Here is a 19,246-nt window from a genome sequence, read left to right on the forward strand (position 1 = left end):
AATTAGTAACACTTTTTAATTATTTGAATAACCGCGAAGAGGGTTCTAGGACAAAGGAAGAACTACATTTGCTTATTTATCTTCCTTAGCGCCTTCGCGGTTCGTTTAATCTTACTCAATATTAGTTATGCTATCGTTTACGGTTGTTTCTGAATGACTAAAACGTTTTTACCGGAGGTTTCGGTGGTTGTGCCTGTTTACAACGGCGAGATGGATTTGCCGGAGTTGATCGAGTGCCTGCGATCGCAAACTTATCCGCCACACAGAGTAGAATATCTCTTAGTAGACAACAACAGTCGCGATCGCACTTCAGCAATCCTCCAAACAGCAGCCTCTAACCCCCCCTCACTCCCCCCCTTGGTAACGGGAGGAAGCAATTTCAATCACATAACCATTCGCCACCTCACCGAAAATCAGATTCAAAGTTCCTACGCCGCCCGCAATCAAGGAATTCGCGCATCCACAGGCGAAATCATTGCATTTACCGATGCAGACTGTCGCCCGGAATCTGACTGGCTGGAAAATTTAGTTAAGCCATTTGTTGACTTAGAAGTAGGAATTAGCGCTGGGGAAATACTCGCTTTGCCCGGTAAAACTATCTTAGAACAACACGCCGATCGCCAAAATACTTTATCTCAAAAACATACCCTCGCTCACCCTTTTTGTCCCTACGGTCAAACCGCCAACTTAGCTGTACGGAGGCTAGTCTTACAACAAATAGGATTATTTCGCCCGCATCTCACCAGCGGCGGCGATGCTGACTTGTGTTGGCGGATTTTGCGCGAAACATCCTATAAAATGTATTTTGCCGAAAATGCGATCGTCCGACACCGCCACCGTTATACAATAAAACAGTTGCAAAGTCAATGGTATCGGTACGGCGAATCTAATAAATATTTGCACGAACTCCACGGTGTCGATTTGATGCGAGAATTGACAGCACCGGAATATTTTTATCGGCTGGCTAGATGGCTGTTAAAAGAATTTCCTGTGGCTGCTGCCAAAAGTGCGATGGCCCAAGCCGATATGGTAGATTTGTTTAATACGCCGATCGGTCTAGTGAATGTTAGGGCAAGGGCGATCGGACAGCGCCAAGCCAAACTTCCTTTAGCAGCTTGGCAGATTGAGCGATTTTAATATTTTAGACCATAAGCACTTCACGGGCGGGGAGGATGCCCAACTCCTACTCCCCACAAAAAAATTGAATTCTTTGTGGAACAGGCATCTTGCCTTTTCTAAATAAGCATTTCACGGGCAGGCAGGAAGCCCAACCCCTACTCCCCACAAAAAAATTGAATTCTTTGTGGAACAGGCATCTTGCCTGTTCCTCAAAATGGTGCAAGATGTGCGATCGACAAATATTCGTTTGTACACCATCCCGCCCCTATATACCTATAAGTAGAGGTTATCGGTATAGATAAGTATGCTGAATCAGAAATATGAAAATTTAACGCAATACTTAATATAAAATTAATAAGTCTATTCTTCCCGCCTAGTATCAAAACAACGAGTAACTCGAATACTGACGCCAAAATAGCCTCTAATTCTGCCTTCTGGCTTTCGCCGTGCTGTTGTTTGCCCGATCGGAATTATTCTCAGAATTTTAAATTTTTGTAACCTTTACAGGTAATGCCAATGGCTCAAATCTTACTCCAGACGGTTTGGTTTATACCTTGCTATCCACTCATCGGTGGAGTTCTGTCGATACTGTGGTTTCCGGCAGTTACCCGTCGCACGGGGCCAAGACCATCAGGTTATGTGAACGCCATATTAACGTTGTTCGCTTTCCTACACGGCGTCATCGCCCTCACAGCTATCTGGAACCAACCAGCGCAACACCAGTTCATTCCCTGGCTGAATGTAGCAGGTTTAGACTTAACAATTCCCGTTGAAATCTCTGCTGTCACCGTCGGGGCGACAGTTTTGATTACTGGACTGAACTTGCTGGCGCAGATTTATGCTTTCGGTTACATGGAAATGGACTGGGGCTGGGCGAGATTGTTTTCCCTGATGGGGCTGTTTGAAGCGGGGATGTGCGGCTTGGTACTGTGCAATTCTCTCTTCTTCAGTTACATGATTTTGGAAGTTCTGACTTTGGGTACTTACCTGCTAGTCGGGCTGTGGTTCAATCAGTCTTTGGTGGTGACAGGAGCCCGCGACGCTTTCTTAACCAAGCGGGTGGGTGACTTATTCCTGCTGATGGGAGTAGTCGCAATTCTGCCGCTGGCTGGAACTTGGAATTTTGACGAGTTGGCTGTTTGGGCCGAGACTGCAAAGCTTGACCCTACTGTAGCGACGCTGTTGAGCTTAGCTTTGATTGCTGGCCCGATGGGTAAGTGCGCTCAGTTTCCCTTGCACCTGTGGCTGGATGAAGCGATGGAAGGCCCGCTGCCGGCGACGATTTTGCGGAACACCGTAGTTGTGGAAACTGGTGCTTGGATATTGATTAAGTTGCAGCCGGTGATTGCTTTGTCGCCCGTGGGTGTGAAGACAACTATTATTGTAGGTGCTGCGACGGCGGTTGGTGCTTCATTAATTGCGATCGCCCAAATTGACATCAAGCGCACGCTTTCTTATATAGTCAGCTCTTACATGGGCTTAGTATTTATCGCCGTCGGCACCGGACAAGCCCCGACAGCCCTGACATTGATATTTGCCTACAGCTTGGCAATGGGTTTGCTGGTGATGAGCATCGGTTCGGTAGTTTGGAACAGCATCACTCAGGATGTCCGAGCTCTCGGCGGTTTGTGGAGAAAGCGGCCGATATCGGCGATATCGTTTATTGTCGGTAGCGCTGGATTGGTGGGACTGCCGCCCTTCGGCTGTTTCTGGGCTTTAGAAGACTTCACATCCGGGCTTTCGCAAACTCACCCTTTCTTGTTAGGAATAGTGCTGTTTGTAAACGGCGTCACTGCTTTTGGCTTGGTGCGCGTCTTCGGTTTAGTTTTCGGCGGCAAACCAAAGCAAATGACCGAACGCTCGCCGGAAGTTCACTGGCCTTTTATCTTGCCGATGACTGTTTTAATGGGCTTTACTTTGCACGTTCCGCACTTGCTGGCGGCGTGGCATTTAGTGCCGGGGGCAAGTTTGAATTATACCGCAACTGGATTGCTAGTTTTGTCAACGGCGATCGGCATCAGTGCCGGAGCATTTGTTTACCTGAACGAAAAATGGGAAAAACCGGTACGAATTGGTTCTGAAGCTTTGCAAGACTTTTTTGCTTACGACTTTTACACGGCAAAACTTTACCGGGTGACTGTGATATTTGCAGTCGGTTTAGTTGCTCAAATCATCTCGTGGTTCGATCGCAATATTGTTGACGGATTCGCGAACTTAATCGGTTTTGCAACGGTTTTCGGCGGGCAAAGCCTCAAATACAACGTTAACGGTCAAACTCAGTTTTACGCCCTAACAATTCTGTTCGGAGTAGCAGTTTTGGGACTACTCATAAGCTGGCCTTTGCTAGCTCGCTTGTCGCTGATTGTAGGCGGGTAAAGACATATAAAATTGAAGATTTTAGGTGACAGTTTTAATCTAAAATCTTAAAAACCTGAAATCTTGAACAAAGATTTCCCACTCGTTCAAATAAGGCAGCATAAATGACCTCAGACAACAGACACTTCAATCTTTCCCGACGCAATTCCCTCAAATTTGTCGCAGGAGCCATTGGTACAGGGATACTCGCAGCAGGAGCAGGCGCTGATTTGGCTGCACCCGAACCAGCAATTGCTCAAAATGACATGACTCCCGATGCAGCTTTGCAAAAGTTAATGAGCGGGAACAAGCGGTTTGTTGAAAAAAAACGCCGAGGTTTTAACCAAAACTTATCCGATCTCGCCCAAGTTGCCATATCTCAAAAACCTTTTGCTGCTATTCTCGGCTGTTCGGATTCCCGTTTCCCTTCCGAGATTATTTTCGACCAAGGATTTGGAGATTTATTTGTCTGTCGAGTCGCCGGCAATGTGGCGACTCCCGAAGAAATTGGCAGCCTGGAATTTGGCACGTTGGTGTTGGGAGCAAAAGTGCTGATGGTAATCGGGCATAAAAGGTGCGGTGCGGTAGAAGCTACCATTAAAGGTGCTCAAGTTCCCGGTCAAATTGGCAGTTTGCTCGACGCCATTAAGCCTGCTGTAGAAAGCTCAAAAAACCAAACGGGCGATCATCTAGAAAATGCTTCAAAAGCAAATGTTATCCTGCAAACTAGAAAATTAAAAGCATCTCCAGTGATCTCTCAGTTAATTCTGGAGAATAAACTGAAAGTGGTGGGTGGCTATTACGATTTAGATACGGGTCTCATCAATAGGTTGGTTGAGTCTTAAACAGTTAACAGTTAACAGTTAACAGTTAACAGTTGACAGTTGGTAGGGGCTGTGCCCCCGTGCCCGCCCCCAGAGTTAGTTGACCTGGGACAGTTGACCTGGGACAGCAAGGGGTTTTAACAGCCTACAATTGACAGTTGACAATTGACAGCGAGGGGTTTGTAACAGCGAAAAATTGAAATTTGACAATTGACGCTTGATAACTATCAACTATCAACTCTCAACTCTCAAAGATTGACTATCAACTATCAACTCTCAATAGATTCTTTACTCTTTACTCTTCACACATTATGCTTAGTGCCTTGCTCTGGTTGCCCGCGTTGGGCGCTGCGGTAGTCGGGTTCCTGCCCGGAAACATAAATGGGATGCGCCTGCGTTCAATAGCATCGGCTTTTGCAGCAGCTATTTTCATATTGAATATCTGGCTGTTAACTCAATTCGATCCAGCAAATTCGGGACTGCAATTTCAAGAATATTTGCCTTGGATTCCACAATTAGGTTTGAGCTACAACTTGGGCATTGACGGCTTGTCCTTGCCGCTGCTGGTTTTAAGTGCTTTGCTGACGCTATTAGTCATTTACGGCACGGGCGAAAAGATGGAGCGCCCCCAGCTTTACTACGCTTTGATTTTGCTAATCAATGCTGGTATTGCCGGAGCTTTGATGTCTCAAAATTTGCTGCTGTTTGTACTGTTTTACGAAGTAGAATTAATTCCTTTTTACCTGTTGATTGCGATTTGGGGCGGAAAGCAGCGGGAATACGCTGCCATGAAGTTTTTGATCTACACGGCAGTTTCGGGACTTTTAGTGCTAGCAGCATTTTTGGGTGTGGCTTGGCTTAGCGGTTCTTTAAATTTCGATTACAGTGCGATTACCACTCAAGAATTGCCGAGAAATGTGCAGTTAATCCTGCTAACAATTTTGCTAATTGGGTTGGGAATTAAAATTCCCTTGGTGCCACTGCATACTTGGCTACCGGATGCTTACGTGGAAGCTTCGCCAGCAACAGCAATTTTGCTGGGAGGGATTCTGGCGAAGTTGGGAACTTACGGTTTAGTGCGGTTTGGCTTGCAGATGTTTCCCGAAACTTGGTCGATTATCGCTCCCGGTTTAGCGATTATCGGGACTGTGAGCGTGATGTACGGTGCTTTGAGCGCGATCGCCCAAAAAGACATCAAACGCATGGTAGCCTATAGTTCGATCGGGCATATGGGCTACATCCTCGTTGCCTGCGCTGCGGGTACGAAGCTGGCATTAATCGGTGCAGTCGGGCAAATGGTAAGCCACGGCTTAATTTTAGCTTTGCTATTTTATTTAGTAGGCATCATCGAAAGCAAAGTCGGCACGCGAGATTTGGACGTGCTCAACGGTTTGATGAATCCGATGCGGGGTTTACCCACGGCTAGTTCCCTGTTAGTTTTGGGCGGCATGGCAAGCGCCGGCATTCCCGGTTTGGTGGGTTTTATTGCCGAATTTTTAGTATTTCAAGGCAGTTTCTCTATCTTTCCAATTCCCACTTTAATCTGCATTTTAGCTTCGGGTTTAACAGCCGTTTACTTTGTGATTCTGCTCAACCGCACCTGTTTTGGGAAGTTGGACAATGCCACGGCTTACTACCCTCCAGTTACGTTTGCTGAAAATATGCCGGCGCTGGTTTTGGCGGGCATCATTTTCGTGTTGGGAATTCAACCTGCTTGGCTGCTCAAGTGGAGCGAATCGACTACAAATGCGATCGTTGCTACTCTGCCGGCTGACAGGAATACCCAAGTTGCTATTAGCTATCCTTGGAAAAAATCAGCGATTGAAATCGCCTTTACACAAACGAAGTCTGTCTCCGCAGACTGAGATAGTTCAGCGATTAAAATAGGGTCGGCACTTGCCTTGTGTCCGACTATGCTGCCTCACAAATATCTACTCGTTACTAGGCTCTGTATCCAATTTTAATGCAAGATTTTGGACGCAGAGCCTCCAGATAAATACCAGGAGATGAGCGCTCATGAAACCGAAAAAACTTTTCAGTTTATCCGCCGTTACAACCCTTCTTTTAGTAATGGCAACTTCTGCTTTTGCACAAGCTATAACTCGAATTCGCGATTTGCCAGCATCGAAAACAGGAATTACCATCTCTGGCCGAGTAGTCGGTTTTGGAGAAGCTGATGAAAATGAGTGGATTTTAAATGACGGCAGCGGTCAAGTTAAAGTCGATGCCGGCCCGCGCAGGTGGCGCAATATTAATCTATCAGAAGGGGAAACAATTACCGTTGTTGGCGAAATGGATGACGGCGAATTTGATGCTTTTTCGATAACTCTGTCGAACGGATCAATTATCAACATCCGCTCTCCACAAGGCCCGCCTCCTTGGGCTGGAAAAGAGGAAAAATAACTGTAAAAAGCAGCGCTATCTTTCCGAAAAGCATGAGATTTGGGAGAACCTAATTCCCGAATAGAGCAATTTATAAATAGTAAAATTCAGTCAAACAAAGGAAGAAACAATGGTACAAACCCCTAATAAACCAGCAACTAAACTACCCCCTTCAAAACACGAATTTGCCGAAATAATTCACAGACTGGAAGCGGGCGGCGCTATGATTCCAGATACGCCGGAAAATCTGATGCAAATCATCGCTATCTGGAAAGCTTACGCGGTGCCGATGGACTTCTACTGGCGGGATTTGCTTTACATCGCCGAACGAGTATTTTTACACCCGCTTCCTTTCTTTAAATACTTTTTACCGCAAGAGTATTTAGATTTACAAAATCACTATGCAGGCGACGGTGCAGATTTGCGGATTTGGCGCGGTACTGGAAGTGTCCACCCAGAACTTTTGGAGTTCATGGAGAAGGGTGAAACTGGTAAACTCCCGCGACTGTTCCATCATTTGTGGCACGATCGCATTAACATGGAATTTGCCGAAGAGTGCATGAGGTCAATGCTTTGGCACCGGGGCTTGTACGTCCCAACCAATCAATTCGATCCTTATTTGGACAGTGACGAATATAAAGCTAATGCCGATCGCGCAATTAAAGCTTACTTCAAAAAAGACCCGTTCATGCTGGCAATTCACAAAGCATTTCCCGAAATGTTTTTAGAACAGTGCCGCCAAATGTCTTATTACAGCAATCTCGGTTTATTCTGGGAAGTAATGGCACCAGTGTTTTTTGAAGTTTCCGACTTGTACGACGAAGGGAAAATTACCACAGTCCCGCAGGCGATGGATTTCCTAGTAAATGGCATATTTGCGATCGCCGGAAGACCCATTTACCACCATGTCCAAATCGACGGTGAAACCTACGAAATCATCCCCAAATCTAAAGGTTTCACTTGGCTTTACGAAGCAGCGTTACCTTACGTGGAAGCTGTATTTTATCGCACTTCGCCATTCCGAGGCACCAAATCTTACAACGCTCAAGCTAGAGAAGTTCCTGACGACCAAAAAGACTTCCACTACGGAGTTTTGTATGCAGACAAATTCCCGGTAGGTACGGCGGGGATTCCGCCGACTTTGCTAGCACAAGATATGCTGCATTTCCTGCCGCCTTATTTGATGGATTTCTACAAACAGCGCTGTCGCGGTGAAGATGATATCCTAAATCAAATTGGGGTGACATTCCAGCGATCGATGTACTGCGTAACTTCGGCGGTGATTCAAGCGTTACGGACTGCTCTTTTGTATCCTTTAGATGACCCGAATCCAAAGCATTTGAAGGCAAATCGGGCTTTCTTTGAGTCTCAGATCGATCGCTTCTGTCGCCCGGAATACGGCATGAAATATGCTGCGAAGCTCAAGAATATTCAGACTTCGGATTATAGGTAAAAGATGTTTGCGGGAGGCATATTAGCTTCCAAGTCCGCCAATCCGTTAGTCCGCCAGGGGTTTCAACCCCTGGCTCAAAGCTCAAGTCGGTTGAAACCGACTGGGAAAAATCAGAGCTTTTTAAGCCGTTTCAAAAGTCCTATAATATTAGATTAGTTGGTCTCAGAATTATTCATCTCTCTCTTCTCTTCCTCTGCGTTCTCTGCGTTCTCTGCGGTTTAATCATTCCGATATAAAAAATAATCAATAACTATGGACAGCAAACAGCTAGCCAAATATATCGAAGCAACCGATGGGATTTCCAAACCTTGGCTGTTGGTGCAACTGCGGCTGAAAAAATTGCAAGAAAGGCGATCGGAGATTTCTGCTGAAGAGTATATGACAGAACTTACCGATATCCACAAAGATTTAATGAATCTGGGGGAATGGTGGCTGGGAATCGAAGATGAAGTGTTTTAAAATTTAATTGAAAGTTCAAGTAGGATTAAGTCGAGCGCACTTTAAAATTTATCCATCAAATCTTTTTCTTGGGCATAGACATCTCGTAGCTGTTGCAGCGCGGGCCCAGAAATGACCGATTTAACAGTAGCTACCAATTGGCCCCACTCTAGCAAGCTGTCAACGGAAACAGCTTTTTTGAACTTGTACGTGTAGAATTTAGTCCAAAATGCTGGTGCTTGCTTGCTTTTCCAGCGTTTGTACCATCTGCCAAAATCTTGAAGTGCGATCGGCTGTACTTGTAAAATAGGAGGAAAATCGGCGTAGCTAACAAAGCGGCTGATGCCTTTGGCGTGAACGTACACCATGTAACGACAGCATTCGATGCGGTAAATCTCGTCTGCTGTGATATTGAACAGGAGTGCAACTGTTTCTTCGGTAACGAATCTCGCCAGCGGATGCAGGATTGGCGATTTGTGAATTATTCTGGATTCTGCGATCGTCCGCGATTTTGCCGGAGTTTCTGATATCATGGCTAGTACACCTCTGGATATGGTTAGTAGACTTCTGGATATGGCAAATGCACTTTTTGATAGAAAGAAATAATCTGTCCAGATTAGGTTTTACAGACGATCGCCCTTTAGTTTTCCAGGCCGGGGGGCGATCGCTCTTTACATATAAAATTGTACGACGCAATTGCATCAACTGTCAAGCATGGGTTTAGTCAGGCTAAAAATTCGGGAACTAGCGGCGGAGAAGGGCTGGACGCTTAAGGAAGTATCCGATCGTTCCGGGGTAATTTATAGCACTGTCAGAAGCTATGCTCGTCGTCCTGAAATGGCAATGGTTGACTTTACTTGCCTGCGGAAGTTAGCTCGGACTTTTGATGTGATGATTGAGGATCTGGTTGAGGTTTTGGAGGAATAGGTCGATCGACCTTAAGTTGTCTAGACCGGGGGCGATCGCTTTTTTAGATGCAATTATCTTAAAACGCAACTGCATTATTTGTCAAGCATGGGTTTAGTCAGAGTTAAAGTGCGAGAGCTAGCGGCCGAGAGAGGCTGGACATTCAAGGAGGTGGCTGAGCGATCGGGCGTTGGTTACAGCACCATCAGAAACTACGCCCAATGTCAAGGCATGACAACCGTTAATTTTGCCTACTTGCACAGGTTGGCTCGCACGTTTGACGTAATGATTGAGGATTTGGTGGAGATTTTGGAGGAATAGGTCGATCGCCCACGATATTGACGGATTTTCTGATATCATGGTGAGCCAACCTAAGAATTGCATCCACTCTCAAGCATGGGTTTAGTAAGAATTAAAGTCAGAGAACTAGCTGCTGAGAAAGGTTGGACATTCAAGGAAGTTTCAGAACGTTCTGGGGTAATGTACAACACTGTCAAGCATTATGCTCGTTGTCCAGGGCTGACAACGGTTGACTTTACTTTGCTGCGGAAGTTAGCTCGGACTTTTGATGTGATGATTGAGGATTTGGTTGAGGTTTTGGAGGAATAGGTTGATCGGCCTTAAGTTGTCTAGACCGGGGGCGATCGCTTTTTCAGATGCAATTATCTTAAAACGCAACTGCATTATTTGTCAAGCATGGGTTTAGTCAGAGTTAAAGTGCGAGAGCTAGCGGCCGAGAGAGGCTGGACATTCAAGGAGGTGGCTGAGCGATCGGGCGTGATCTATAGCACCATAACCAGCTATGCTCGTCGTTCAGAAATATCAATGGTTGACTTTACCGCCCTGTACAAGTTAGCGCGGGCCTTTGATGTGATGATTGAGGACTTGGTGGAGATTATTGAGGAATAGGTCGATCGCCCTTAAGTTGTCTACACCGGGGGCGATCGCTTTTTTTTATTTTTTCCACTATAGCAGGATTAACTGTACTTACTCAAACATTATTGTACTTAATCGGATTGAGGATGGTAACATCAAGGAAAGTTGTTATTAATAGTTGATTATTCTTCGTGGCTAAAACTAATACTGCGATCGCGGTCAGTTCCGTGATCAAGGAAGTCATTCAAAAACAAGCGCTAGCGACCAGACTAACTCAGAAAGAAGTAGTGTATTTGGGAATGCTGGCAATTGATGCACTCGATAAGGAAAGCCGCCAAGAGTTGGCCGATAAGGTGCATCAAATGCAGGTGAATGGAGAGATTTGAAGCGGAGGAAAACCAGGTCAACAGTTTAATCTTTACGGCTAAAATGGACTCAACTTTATCCAAGGTCGATCAGCTTTCGATGTAATATCAACAATCTCGGCTTGAGAATATGGGCCGCGTATCACGTCAATTTTCTTTCTTTTGCTTTCGACGTAGAGTTGCATAGTCAAGTGGGGGCTCAAGTAAATCCACCATAGCAAAAACGGCGATATCAACTTCTGGCTTCTTCCTTGAGCAATCCGTTCCGGTGCAGCACGGCTGTTGGGATGCTGGGGCTACCTCGGTGCTTTACGCCAACCATTGGCGATCGCCTCTGACTCTGTGCAAAACCATCTCTCACCGCTAGCTGGATCGATAACTGTTGATTCGTAATCTTCCATGCCTGGAAGGTGATAAATCTTATTGCCTGTATCGATCGAGATGTTGCCTTTGATAGTACATCCTGGTTTTGCGATCGATGTAATTGGAGAAGGTGAACGACTAGGACTAAACTCGATTGTAATAACCACAATGACAGCCAGAATCCCAATACCAAAAACTGTTTTGAGTACACCGCGTTTCTGTGGTTTCTGCTTTGTTGGCTGATGTCGAGGTGCAACACCTTGAATTGATGCTCTAGTTGCACGTACTTTCCCGTCTGTTTCAGCAACTTCCTGGTACAAAATCGTATCTCCAACTTTTGGGCGACGACTTGCTTCCTTCAGCGCACTGATATGCAAGAAAACTTCTTTACTGCCATCATCCGGTTTAAGGAAGCCAAACCCCCGATCGTCTTTCCAGGTTGTCAGTTGCCCTTTATTCAGAACAGGTTTCATAAAATTGAACTTTTATTCGTGCTTAACAGACTCAGCCAACCGCTTCGCCTTCTGGCGCCGACGAACATTAATCGGACTATTGCGAATATCAACTTCTAGGGTTACTTATTGTAACTAAGAATCTGTAGTATTAACCATTAAATCCCTTTGAATCCCACCTCCATATCCATCTCTTTTGCCGGACTTACAGGAGGTTGAGGCGCGGGTTGGGTTTGCTTGCGAAAAACGCCAATTTGATTGAGAACGATCCCGATTAAAATGATGCTGCCCCCGATGTATTGAGCTCTTGTTGGCGTTTCCGATAAAATCAAATAGGCGGCTAAAATCCCCGCGATCGGACTAAACGAACTGGCGAGGGATACATCTGCAGCGCCCGTCGTTTTTAGTCCGGTAAACCAGCACAGTTGTCCGCCCACAACAATAATCCCACCGTAGAGGAGCATCCACTGCCAGAGGAAGGGCGAAAAAATATCGATACAGTGGGTGGGAGTATATAAGATTAAAACAGCCATAAAGAAAACAACTGTTCCCAGTGTTGTTCTGATAATAGAGAACAATCCTAACGGAATTTGTTTGAGCGTGACTTTACTAATAATCGTCGAAATGGCTAACGCGATCGCCCCGGATGCTGCCATGAATTCGCCTCTGCCGATCGTCAATCCGCCCATGTCCATCATATCGGTAGTCGGTGCTTGCAATACAATAGTCAGTGCAACACCCACAAACGAAACCATCGCCCCCGCAATCACCCAAAGATTGACGCGATCGCCCAAAATTAGAATGGACAGCGCTAAAATCAGAGGCGGCTCAATGCGTCCAATCAGTACCACATTATTGACAGCGGTTAAATCCAACGCCATAAAAGTTAAGGCTGGAGCCAATGCCCCAGATAGCAAAGAAATTCCCATCAACCCCCACCATGTTTTACTGGGAATCGATCGGAAATTTTGCACTGTACATTGCTGGCGATAAACCAGGAATAAAACTGCTAACGCGCAGAGATTCCCTACAAATAAAACATTACAAAGTGAAATCAAATTTCTGCCGTTTATCGGGTTCTGCGCTCCTAAATCGGTCAGTTTGCGAATGACAGAGTTAGAGGCAGCAAAAATGAGGATTGCTAGTAATAAATAGGTTCGTCCAGGGATGCGGTTGAATAATTGAGACACGATAATATCAACATGAATATATAATGCCATATCTTCTTTATACCACTGTTGCATAGGCGGTAATTGACACATATACAAAAAAATCCCCCGCCAGAAGGCAGGGGATTTGATTTAATTACCTACAAAACCAGACTTCGGAATTATCCGAATTTCCCGGCTGTCGAGGCAATTACAAAGGCCGCGTAAGTGAGGACGTTGCCCACAGTAAAGTGAACTAAGCCAACCAAACGACCTTGGACGATCGACAAAGCAACAGGCTTGTCTTTCCAGCGAACCAAGTTAGCCAAAGGAGTGCGCTCGTGAGCCCAAACCAAAGTCTCGATCAACTCTTGCCAGTAACCTCTCCAAGAGATCAGGAACATGAAACCAGTTGCCCAAACAAGGTGTCCGAATAAGAACATCCAAGCCCAGACTGACAAGTTGTTAGTACCATACGGGTTGTAACCGTTGATCAACTGAGAAGAATACAGCCAGAGGTAATCGCGGAACCAGCCCATCAGGTAGGTAGAAGACTCATTGAACTGAGCCACGTTACCTTGCCAGATGCCCAGGTGCTTCCAGTGCCAGTAGAACGTTACCCAAGCTAGGGTGTTCAACATCCAGAATACAGACAGGTACATCGCGTCCCAAGCAGAGATGTCGCAAGTACCGCCACGGCCGGGGCCGTCGCAAGGGAAAGCATAACCGAAGTCTTTTTTGTCCGGCATCAGCTTAGAACCGCGTGCATCCAGAGCGCCCTTGACCAAGATCAAGGTGGTGGTGTGCAAGCCTAGTGCGATCGCGTGGTGAACCAAGAAATCGCCAGGTCCGATCGCCAAGAACAGAGAATTAGTACCGCTGTTAATCGCATCCAACCAGCCTGGGAGCCATACGTTGCCGTAGTTGGGCCAAGCGGTAGAAGCAATGCTGTCAGGGTTAGACAACAGCACGTCCATGCCGTAGAGAGCTTTTCCGTGAGCAGCTTGGATGAACTGTGCGAACACTGGTTCAATCAAGATTTGCTTTTCAGGAGTTCCGAAAGCAACTACAACGTCATTGTGAACGTACAAGCCGAGAGTGTGGAAGCCCAAGAACAGCGACACCCAGCTCAAGTGAGAGATAATCGCTTCTTTGTGCTGCAACACGCGATCGAGCACGTTGCCTTTGTTTGCTTCAGGATCGTAGTCCCGCACCAAGAAGATAGCTCCGTGGGCGAAAGCGCCGACCATGATAAATCCAGCAATGTACTGGTGGTGAGTGTAAAGCGCAGCCTGAGTCGTGAAGTCCTTACCTATAAAAGCGTAGGGAGGCATCGCGTACATATGCTGTGCTACCAAGGAGGTAATTACACCCAAAGCAGCGAGGTGAAATGCCAGTTGGAAGTGCAGCGAGTTGTTGTAGGTTTCATACAAGCCTTGGTGAGGCAAGTTGAACTGTCCTTCACTCTTGCCGCCGACCAAACCAGCCTTAGAATCCAACATCTCTTTGATGCTGTGACCGATACCGAAGTTAGTCCGGTACATATGACCGGCAACGATAAACAGAACTGCGATCGCCAAGTGGTGGTGAGCGATGTCTGTCAGCCACAGGGATTCTGTTTGAGGGTGGAAGCCACCCAAGAAAGTCAGAATTGCGGTTCCAGCGCCTTCGGAAGTACCGAAGACATGGTTCGCTGCATCTGGATTCTCGGCGTATACGCCCCAGTTACCACTGAAGAACGGAGCCAAACCGGCCGGGTGAGGTGGGGTAGACAAGAAGTTGTCCCAACCTACGTGCTGTCCGCGAGATTCGGGGATAGCAACGTGAACCATGTGACCAGTCCAAGCCAAAGAGCTGACACCGAACAAACCAGCCAAGTGGTGGTTGAGGCGAGATTCAGCATTTTTGAACCAAGACAAGCTGGGGCGGTACTTGGGCTGGAGGTGCAACCAACCTGCGAACAGGAAGACAGCCGCCAGTAGTAGCAAGAAGATAGCTCCTTGATACAGGTCGGCGTTTGTCCGAATCCCTTGGGTGAACCACCAATGGTAGACACCAGAGTAAGAGATATCCACCGGGTTAGAAGCGCCCCCTTGAGTGAAAGCTTCTACTGCAGGAGCGCCGAATTGCGGGTCCCAAATCGCGTGAGCGATCGGGCGGACGTTTAGAGGGTCTTTAATCCACTGTTCAAAGTTACCTTGCCATGCTACGTGGAACAGGCTGCCCGATGTCCACAAGAAAATGATTGCTAGGTGGCCGAAGTGAGAAGCAAAAATCTTTTGGTAAAGATTTTCTTCGGTCATGCCATCGTGGCTTTCAAAGTCGTGTGCTGTGGCAATCCCGTACCAGATCCGCCGTGTGGTCGGGTCTTGGGCAAGGTCTTGGCTAAATTTTGGAAATTTCGTTGCCATAAGCCTTGATTAATCCTGAATCCTGAACAAAATTGAAGGGATTCGGTTCGGAGTTTGGATTCTCGATTTGAGATTCCTCCCAAATCGAGAATCCAAAACCTAGGGGTAGTTTACCCTACCGAAATGATTCGCGCTAGGAAAAATGCCCACGTAGTGACAATTCCTCCTAGGAGGTAGTGAGCTACACCCACAGCCCGACCCTGAATAATGCTCAGAGCGCGAGGCTGAATCGACGGAGCTACCTTGAGCTTGTTGTGAGCCCAAACAATCGACTCAATCAGTTCTTGCCAGTAGCCGCGGCCGCTGAACAGGAACATCAAGCTGAAGGCGAAGACGAAGTGTCCAGCTAGGAACATCAGACCGTAGGCCGACAGTGCCGAACCGTAGGACTGAATCACCTGAGAAGCTTGCGCCCAAAGGAAGTCCCGCAGCCAGCCGTTAATCGTGATTGCACTTTGTGCGAAGTTGCCACCGGTAATGTGAGAAATTGTGCCGTCTGGCGATACTGTTCCCCACACGTCCGACTGCATTTTCCAGCTAAAGTGGAAAATCACGATCGAGATGCAGTTGTACATCCAGAACAAGCCTAGGAACACGTGATCCCAACCAGAAACTTGGCAGGTGCCGCCACGGCCGGGGCCGTCGCAAGGGAACCGGAAGCCCAAGTTGCCTTTGTCAGGAACCAAGCGAGAACTGCGTGCAAACAACACGCCTTTCAAAAGAATCAGGACTGTAACGTGAATGGTGAAAGCGTGGATGTGGTGGATCATGAAATCCGCCGTACCCAACTCGATCGGCATCATCGCTACTTTGCCGGCGACTACTACTGCACCGCCGCCAAAAGCATGGCTAACGATTTCCGTAGCATTAGGCGCTGTTGTGCCCGGAGCCAAAGCGTGGATGTTTTGCACCCACTGGGCAAATATCGGACGCAACTGAATCCCGGTATCCGAGAACAAATCTTGAGGACGACCGAAAGCGCGCATCGTGTCGTTGTGAACGTACAAACCGAAGCTGTGGAAGCCCAAGAATATACAAACCCAGTTCAGGTGGGAAATGATCGCATCTCTATGACGGATCACGCGATCCAACAAGTTGTTGACATTTCCAGCGGGATCGTAATCCCGAACCATGAAGATTGCTCCGTGAGCGGCTGCTCCAACAATCAGGAATCCGCCAATCCACATGTGGTGGGTGAACAGGGATAGCTGAGTCGGGTAGTCGGTCGCGATGTACGGATACGGAGGCATCGCGTACATATGTTGGGCGACGATGATGCTCAAAGAGCCCATCAGTGCCAAGTTAATCGACAGTTGCGCGTGCCAAGAATTAGTCAGGATTTCGTAGAGACCTTTGTGACCTTCACCAGTGAAGGGGCCTTTGTGGTTCTCTAGGATTTCTTTCATGCTGTGGCCGATGCCCCAGTTCGTCCGGTACATATGACCAGCGACGATGAATAGCACTGCCAAAGCTAAGTGGTGGTGTGCTGTATCAGTCAGCCACAAACCGCCTGTGGTGGGGTTCAGACCGCCTTTGAAGGTCAGGAAGTCTGTATATGCGCCCCAGTTGAGGGTGAAGAAGGGGGTTAAACCTTTAGCGAAACTCGGGTAGATGTCAGCCATCAAGCCCGGTGTCAAAATCCACTCGTGCGGCAGGGGGATGTCGGCAACTGTTTTGATCAGCTTACCGCCGACTGTCAGCGGTGCACCTGCATCGATCGCGTCCATGCAAGCATTGATCGGCAGAGCCACGTGAATTTGTTGTCCTGCGAAGCCCAAGCACCCGCAGCCTAACAAAACTGCCAAGTGGTGGTTCATCATCGATTCCACGTTCTGGAACCATTCCAGTTTCGGAGCGCGGACGTGATAGTGGAACCAACCGGCAAACAGCATCAAAGCTGCCATTACCAGGGCGCCGATCGCAGTGCAATATAGCTGGTATGAGTTAGTGATGCCGTTGGCGCGCCACAGTTGGAATAGACCAGAGGTGATCTGAATCCCGTGAAAGCCGCCGCCTACATCTGCATTTAAAATTTCTTGACCAAAAATCGGCCAGACCACTTGAGCGCTGGGCTTGATGGCTGTAGGATTTGTCAGCCAAGCTTCGTAATTGGAAAATTTAGCGCCGTGGAAATATGCGCCGCTCAACCATACGAAGATTACTGCCAAGTGGCCGAAGTGAGCGCTAAAGATTTTGCGCGAAACGTCTTCTAAGTCACTTGTATGACTGTCAAAGTCGTGAGCGTTAGCGTGGAGGTTCCAAATCCAAGTGGTGGTTTTTGGCCCCTTAGCTAGAGTGCGATCAAAATGACCGGGTTTTGACCACTTCTCGAAAGAAGTTGGAACCGGATTTTTATCGACTACTACCCTAGCTTTTACCTCTCGCTCTGGAGGACTAATGGTCATGAAGACTCTCCTCTCGGTAAGACAAGGAACGAGAACTGAACACTGTACCGGACACTCCCCACGCTTGATTAGGCGGGGGATTCTCGAAAAAGCCGACACTTCACTGCACTTTACTCTTTGCAGAGCTAGACGCAGGTGCATCGTCTCCCCAAGCATTTTGCTTCTGTGAAGAAGCCAGTTTCCCAGTGTCGCTAACAATGTGACTGGGTACTGCCAACTCTTCTCGCTATCTGGAGCCGCCGATCGCCTCCTTGATTCAGACTTGATACGGCTGCTCCTTTTGAGGGAGTTTTATGAATTATAAGCTTGCTAGAGGAGTATTAATCGCTTGTTAACAATACTTAAAAAAGCCTCTATTCTTGATGTAATAACGCCTTTAAATCCCACAGTCGCTCTAAAAAGTCAAGGGGTACTGCCATTAACTTTACAAAACTCAAAGATAAGGTAATTTAGGAATACTCATTTGTAGATATATGTTTGGGAAAAAGGCTACAGCAATTAAAAGTAGGAGACGATGGGTTGCCCGCTGCTGCCTCAATCCGGGTTCCTACGCGGCTTGGGAATTCCAAAGCCGGCAATTCCCCAATACTAAATTCATTTTTGGGCTATAGTTCCCTATGAGAAGGCTTCTAGGAGTATGGTTGCGTGATTGGGATCAATTGGCACAGAACGGTTGCGGGCAGGCTGCTGGCATTGTTCGCAGTAGCAGTATTAATTTTGGGTTTAGCAAGTTGTGGCGCGGGCCATCCCGAATTGCCCAAACCAGGGAACAAGAGCGGCTCAGCTACCGCCCCAGTAAACAGAATCTCAGAGGTTTCTCCCCCAGAAGCCATTCAACAACTGCGTCAGGCTCTAGAAATCTACCAGCCTCAAATTAGTATTTTGAATCCAAAACCTGACGAAGTGCTTCAGGATATAAATGTATCTGTTGAGTTCCAAGTGAAGGACTTGCCCATTTTCAAAGATGCAAACTTGGGTTTGGGCCCCCATCTGCAAGTTTTATTAGACAACCAACCTTATGCAGCAGTTTACGACATCAACCAACCTTTAACGCTTTCCGACTTAGATCCGGGAACCCATACCCTGCAGGTGTTCGCCGCCCGCCCTTGGGAAGAAAGCTTTAAAAACGAAGGTGCGGTGGCTCAAACCACCTTTCACGTTTTTACCAAAACAGACGACAATAATCCCGATCGAAAATTGCCCCTATTAACGTACAACAGCCCCCAAGGCAGCTACGGGGCAGAACCCATCCTGCTCGACTTTTACTTGACAAATGCCCCCCCGCACGAAGTGGCGCAAGAAAATTTCCAAGATGAAATACTCGATTGGAAAATTCGAGCCACAGTCAACGGCCAAAGCTTTGCGATCGACCAGTGGCAACCTATATATCTTAAAGGATTCAAACCAGGGAAAAACTGGGTACAGCTAGAATTAATTGACGAACGGGGAAATATCGTCAAAAACGCCTTTAATAATACAGTCAGACTGATAAATTTCCAACCGCTCGGCCAAGAGCCTCTTTCAAAATTAGTGCGGGGCGAACTAACAGCAGCAGAAACTCGCGGTATAGTCGATCGTACCTACCAAGCCCCCGCTCCCACACCAACCCCAACCCCCGAACCGACACCGACACCTGCATTAGAAAAAACACCAGTTGTCCAACCCTCACCCACGCTTCCAGAAACCCCTGTTACCCAACCGAACTTAGAGCCCACAGTCGCTCCCGAAGTTGCTCCCATTCAAGCAATA

General features: G+C 47.3%; 19 protein-coding genes. 13 read left to right on the forward strand and 6 right to left on the reverse strand.

The features are described from left to right. Positions 1-153: 153 nt before the first annotated feature. From QT973_RS14090 to QT973_RS14120, 7 genes are all read left to right on the forward strand, one after another. Positions 154-1,137, forward strand: a complete 984-nt coding sequence (locus tag QT973_RS14090; RefSeq protein WP_333055346.1) for a glycosyltransferase — start codon at positions 154-156, stop codon at positions 1,135-1,137. A 498-nt stretch (positions 1,138-1,635) separates the two neighbouring features. Continuing rightward, positions 1,636-3,495 carry an NAD(P)H-quinone oxidoreductase subunit F gene (locus tag QT973_RS14095; RefSeq protein WP_333391554.1) on the forward strand — a complete coding sequence of 620 codons (1,860 nt, stop codon included), beginning with the start codon at positions 1,636-1,638 and terminating at the stop codon, positions 3,493-3,495. A 104-nt stretch (positions 3,496-3,599) separates the two neighbouring features. Continuing rightward, positions 3,600-4,319 carry a carbonic anhydrase gene (locus QT973_RS14100; RefSeq protein ID WP_333055348.1) on the forward strand — a complete coding sequence of 240 codons (720 nt, stop codon included), beginning with the start codon at positions 3,600-3,602 and terminating at the stop codon, positions 4,317-4,319. Positions 4,320-4,609: 290 nt separating this feature from the next. Further along, positions 4,610-6,163: an NADH-quinone oxidoreductase subunit M gene (locus QT973_RS14105; RefSeq protein ID WP_333055349.1), complete on the forward strand. Its 1,554-nt coding sequence runs from the start codon at positions 4,610-4,612 to the stop codon at positions 6,161-6,163. Positions 6,164-6,314: 151 nt separating this feature from the next. Next, a complete protein-coding gene (locus tag QT973_RS14110; protein WP_333209654.1) occupies positions 6,315-6,701 on the forward strand; it encodes a NirD/YgiW/YdeI family stress tolerance protein in 387 nt (128 codons plus the stop codon). Between the two features lie 109 nt (positions 6,702-6,810). After that, the gene (locus QT973_RS14115; RefSeq protein WP_333209656.1) at positions 6,811-8,133 is read left to right on the forward strand and encodes a CO2 hydration protein; all 1,323 of its coding nucleotides are present in this window, start codon (positions 6,811-6,813) and stop codon (positions 8,131-8,133) included. A gap of 252 nt (positions 8,134-8,385) precedes the next feature. Then, positions 8,386-8,592 carry a hypothetical protein gene (locus QT973_RS14120; RefSeq protein WP_333055353.1) on the forward strand — a complete coding sequence of 69 codons (207 nt, stop codon included), beginning with the start codon at positions 8,386-8,388 and terminating at the stop codon, positions 8,590-8,592. Between the two features lie 41 nt (positions 8,593-8,633). On the opposite strand, the gene QT973_RS14125 is transcribed toward QT973_RS14120, so the two are convergent. Continuing rightward, positions 8,634-9,104: a hypothetical protein gene (locus QT973_RS14125; RefSeq protein ID WP_333055354.1), complete on the reverse strand. Its 471-nt coding sequence runs from the start codon at positions 9,102-9,104 to the stop codon at positions 8,634-8,636. A 181-nt stretch (positions 9,105-9,285) separates the two neighbouring features. Here QT973_RS14125 and QT973_RS14130 point away from each other — a divergent pair, with 181 nt between their 5' ends. The 5 genes from QT973_RS14130 to QT973_RS14150 all read left to right on the forward strand — a co-directional run bounded on the left by QT973_RS14130 (position 9,286) and on the right by QT973_RS14150 (position 10,739). Next, entirely contained in the window at positions 9,286-9,498 is a 213-nt protein-coding gene (locus QT973_RS14130; RefSeq protein WP_006631307.1) for a helix-turn-helix domain-containing protein, read from the forward strand. A gap of 87 nt (positions 9,499-9,585) precedes the next feature. Then, the gene (locus QT973_RS14135; protein WP_333209659.1) at positions 9,586-9,798 is read left to right on the forward strand and encodes a helix-turn-helix transcriptional regulator; all 213 of its coding nucleotides are present in this window, start codon (positions 9,586-9,588) and stop codon (positions 9,796-9,798) included. Between the two features lie 75 nt (positions 9,799-9,873). Next, on the forward strand, positions 9,874-10,086 hold the full coding sequence (locus QT973_RS14140) for a helix-turn-helix domain-containing protein (RefSeq protein WP_242717445.1): 213 nt from the start codon (positions 9,874-9,876) through the stop codon (positions 10,084-10,086). Between the two features lie 87 nt (positions 10,087-10,173). Then, positions 10,174-10,386, forward strand: a complete 213-nt coding sequence (locus QT973_RS14145; RefSeq protein WP_006631308.1) for a helix-turn-helix domain-containing protein — start codon at positions 10,174-10,176, stop codon at positions 10,384-10,386. 158 nt (positions 10,387-10,544) lie between these two features. Then, positions 10,545-10,739 (forward strand): hypothetical protein, encoded by a 195-nt coding sequence (locus tag QT973_RS14150; RefSeq protein WP_333055357.1) that lies wholly within the window; start codon positions 10,545-10,547, stop codon positions 10,737-10,739. 38 nt (positions 10,740-10,777) lie between these two features. Here QT973_RS14150 and QT973_RS27055 read toward each other — a convergent pair whose 3' ends face one another. The 5 genes from QT973_RS27055 to psaA form a co-directional block, all read right to left on the reverse strand. Next, positions 10,778-10,903, reverse strand: a complete 126-nt coding sequence (locus tag QT973_RS27055; protein ID WP_445243099.1) for a DUF6939 family protein — start codon at positions 10,901-10,903, stop codon at positions 10,778-10,780. 111 nt (positions 10,904-11,014) lie between these two features. After that, on the reverse strand, positions 11,015-11,554 hold the full coding sequence (locus tag QT973_RS14155; protein WP_333259958.1) for a cold shock domain-containing protein: 540 nt from the start codon (positions 11,552-11,554) through the stop codon (positions 11,015-11,017). 137 nt (positions 11,555-11,691) lie between these two features. Continuing rightward, positions 11,692-12,777, reverse strand: coding sequence for a DMT family transporter (locus QT973_RS14160; RefSeq protein ID WP_333211114.1), 1,086 nt, complete (start codon positions 12,775-12,777; stop codon positions 11,692-11,694). Positions 12,778-12,863: 86 nt separating this feature from the next. Beyond that, positions 12,864-15,092, reverse strand: a complete 2,229-nt coding sequence (psaB, locus tag QT973_RS14165; protein WP_333057331.1) for a photosystem I core protein PsaB — start codon at positions 15,090-15,092, stop codon at positions 12,864-12,866. A gap of 110 nt (positions 15,093-15,202) precedes the next feature. Next, positions 15,203-17,497 (reverse strand): photosystem I core protein PsaA, encoded by a 2,295-nt coding sequence (psaA, locus tag QT973_RS14170; protein WP_333057330.1) that lies wholly within the window; start codon positions 17,495-17,497, stop codon positions 15,203-15,205. A gap of 645 nt (positions 17,498-18,142) precedes the next feature. Here psaA and QT973_RS14175 point away from each other — a divergent pair. Further along, positions 18,143-19,246: hypothetical protein (locus QT973_RS14175; RefSeq protein ID WP_333211113.1), on the forward strand; the 1,104-nt coding region annotated here is incomplete at its 3' end.

The organism is Microcoleus sp. Z1_A1, assembly GCF_036700305.1.
GTDB lineage: Bacteria > Cyanobacteriota > Cyanobacteriia > Cyanobacteriales > Microcoleaceae > Microcoleus.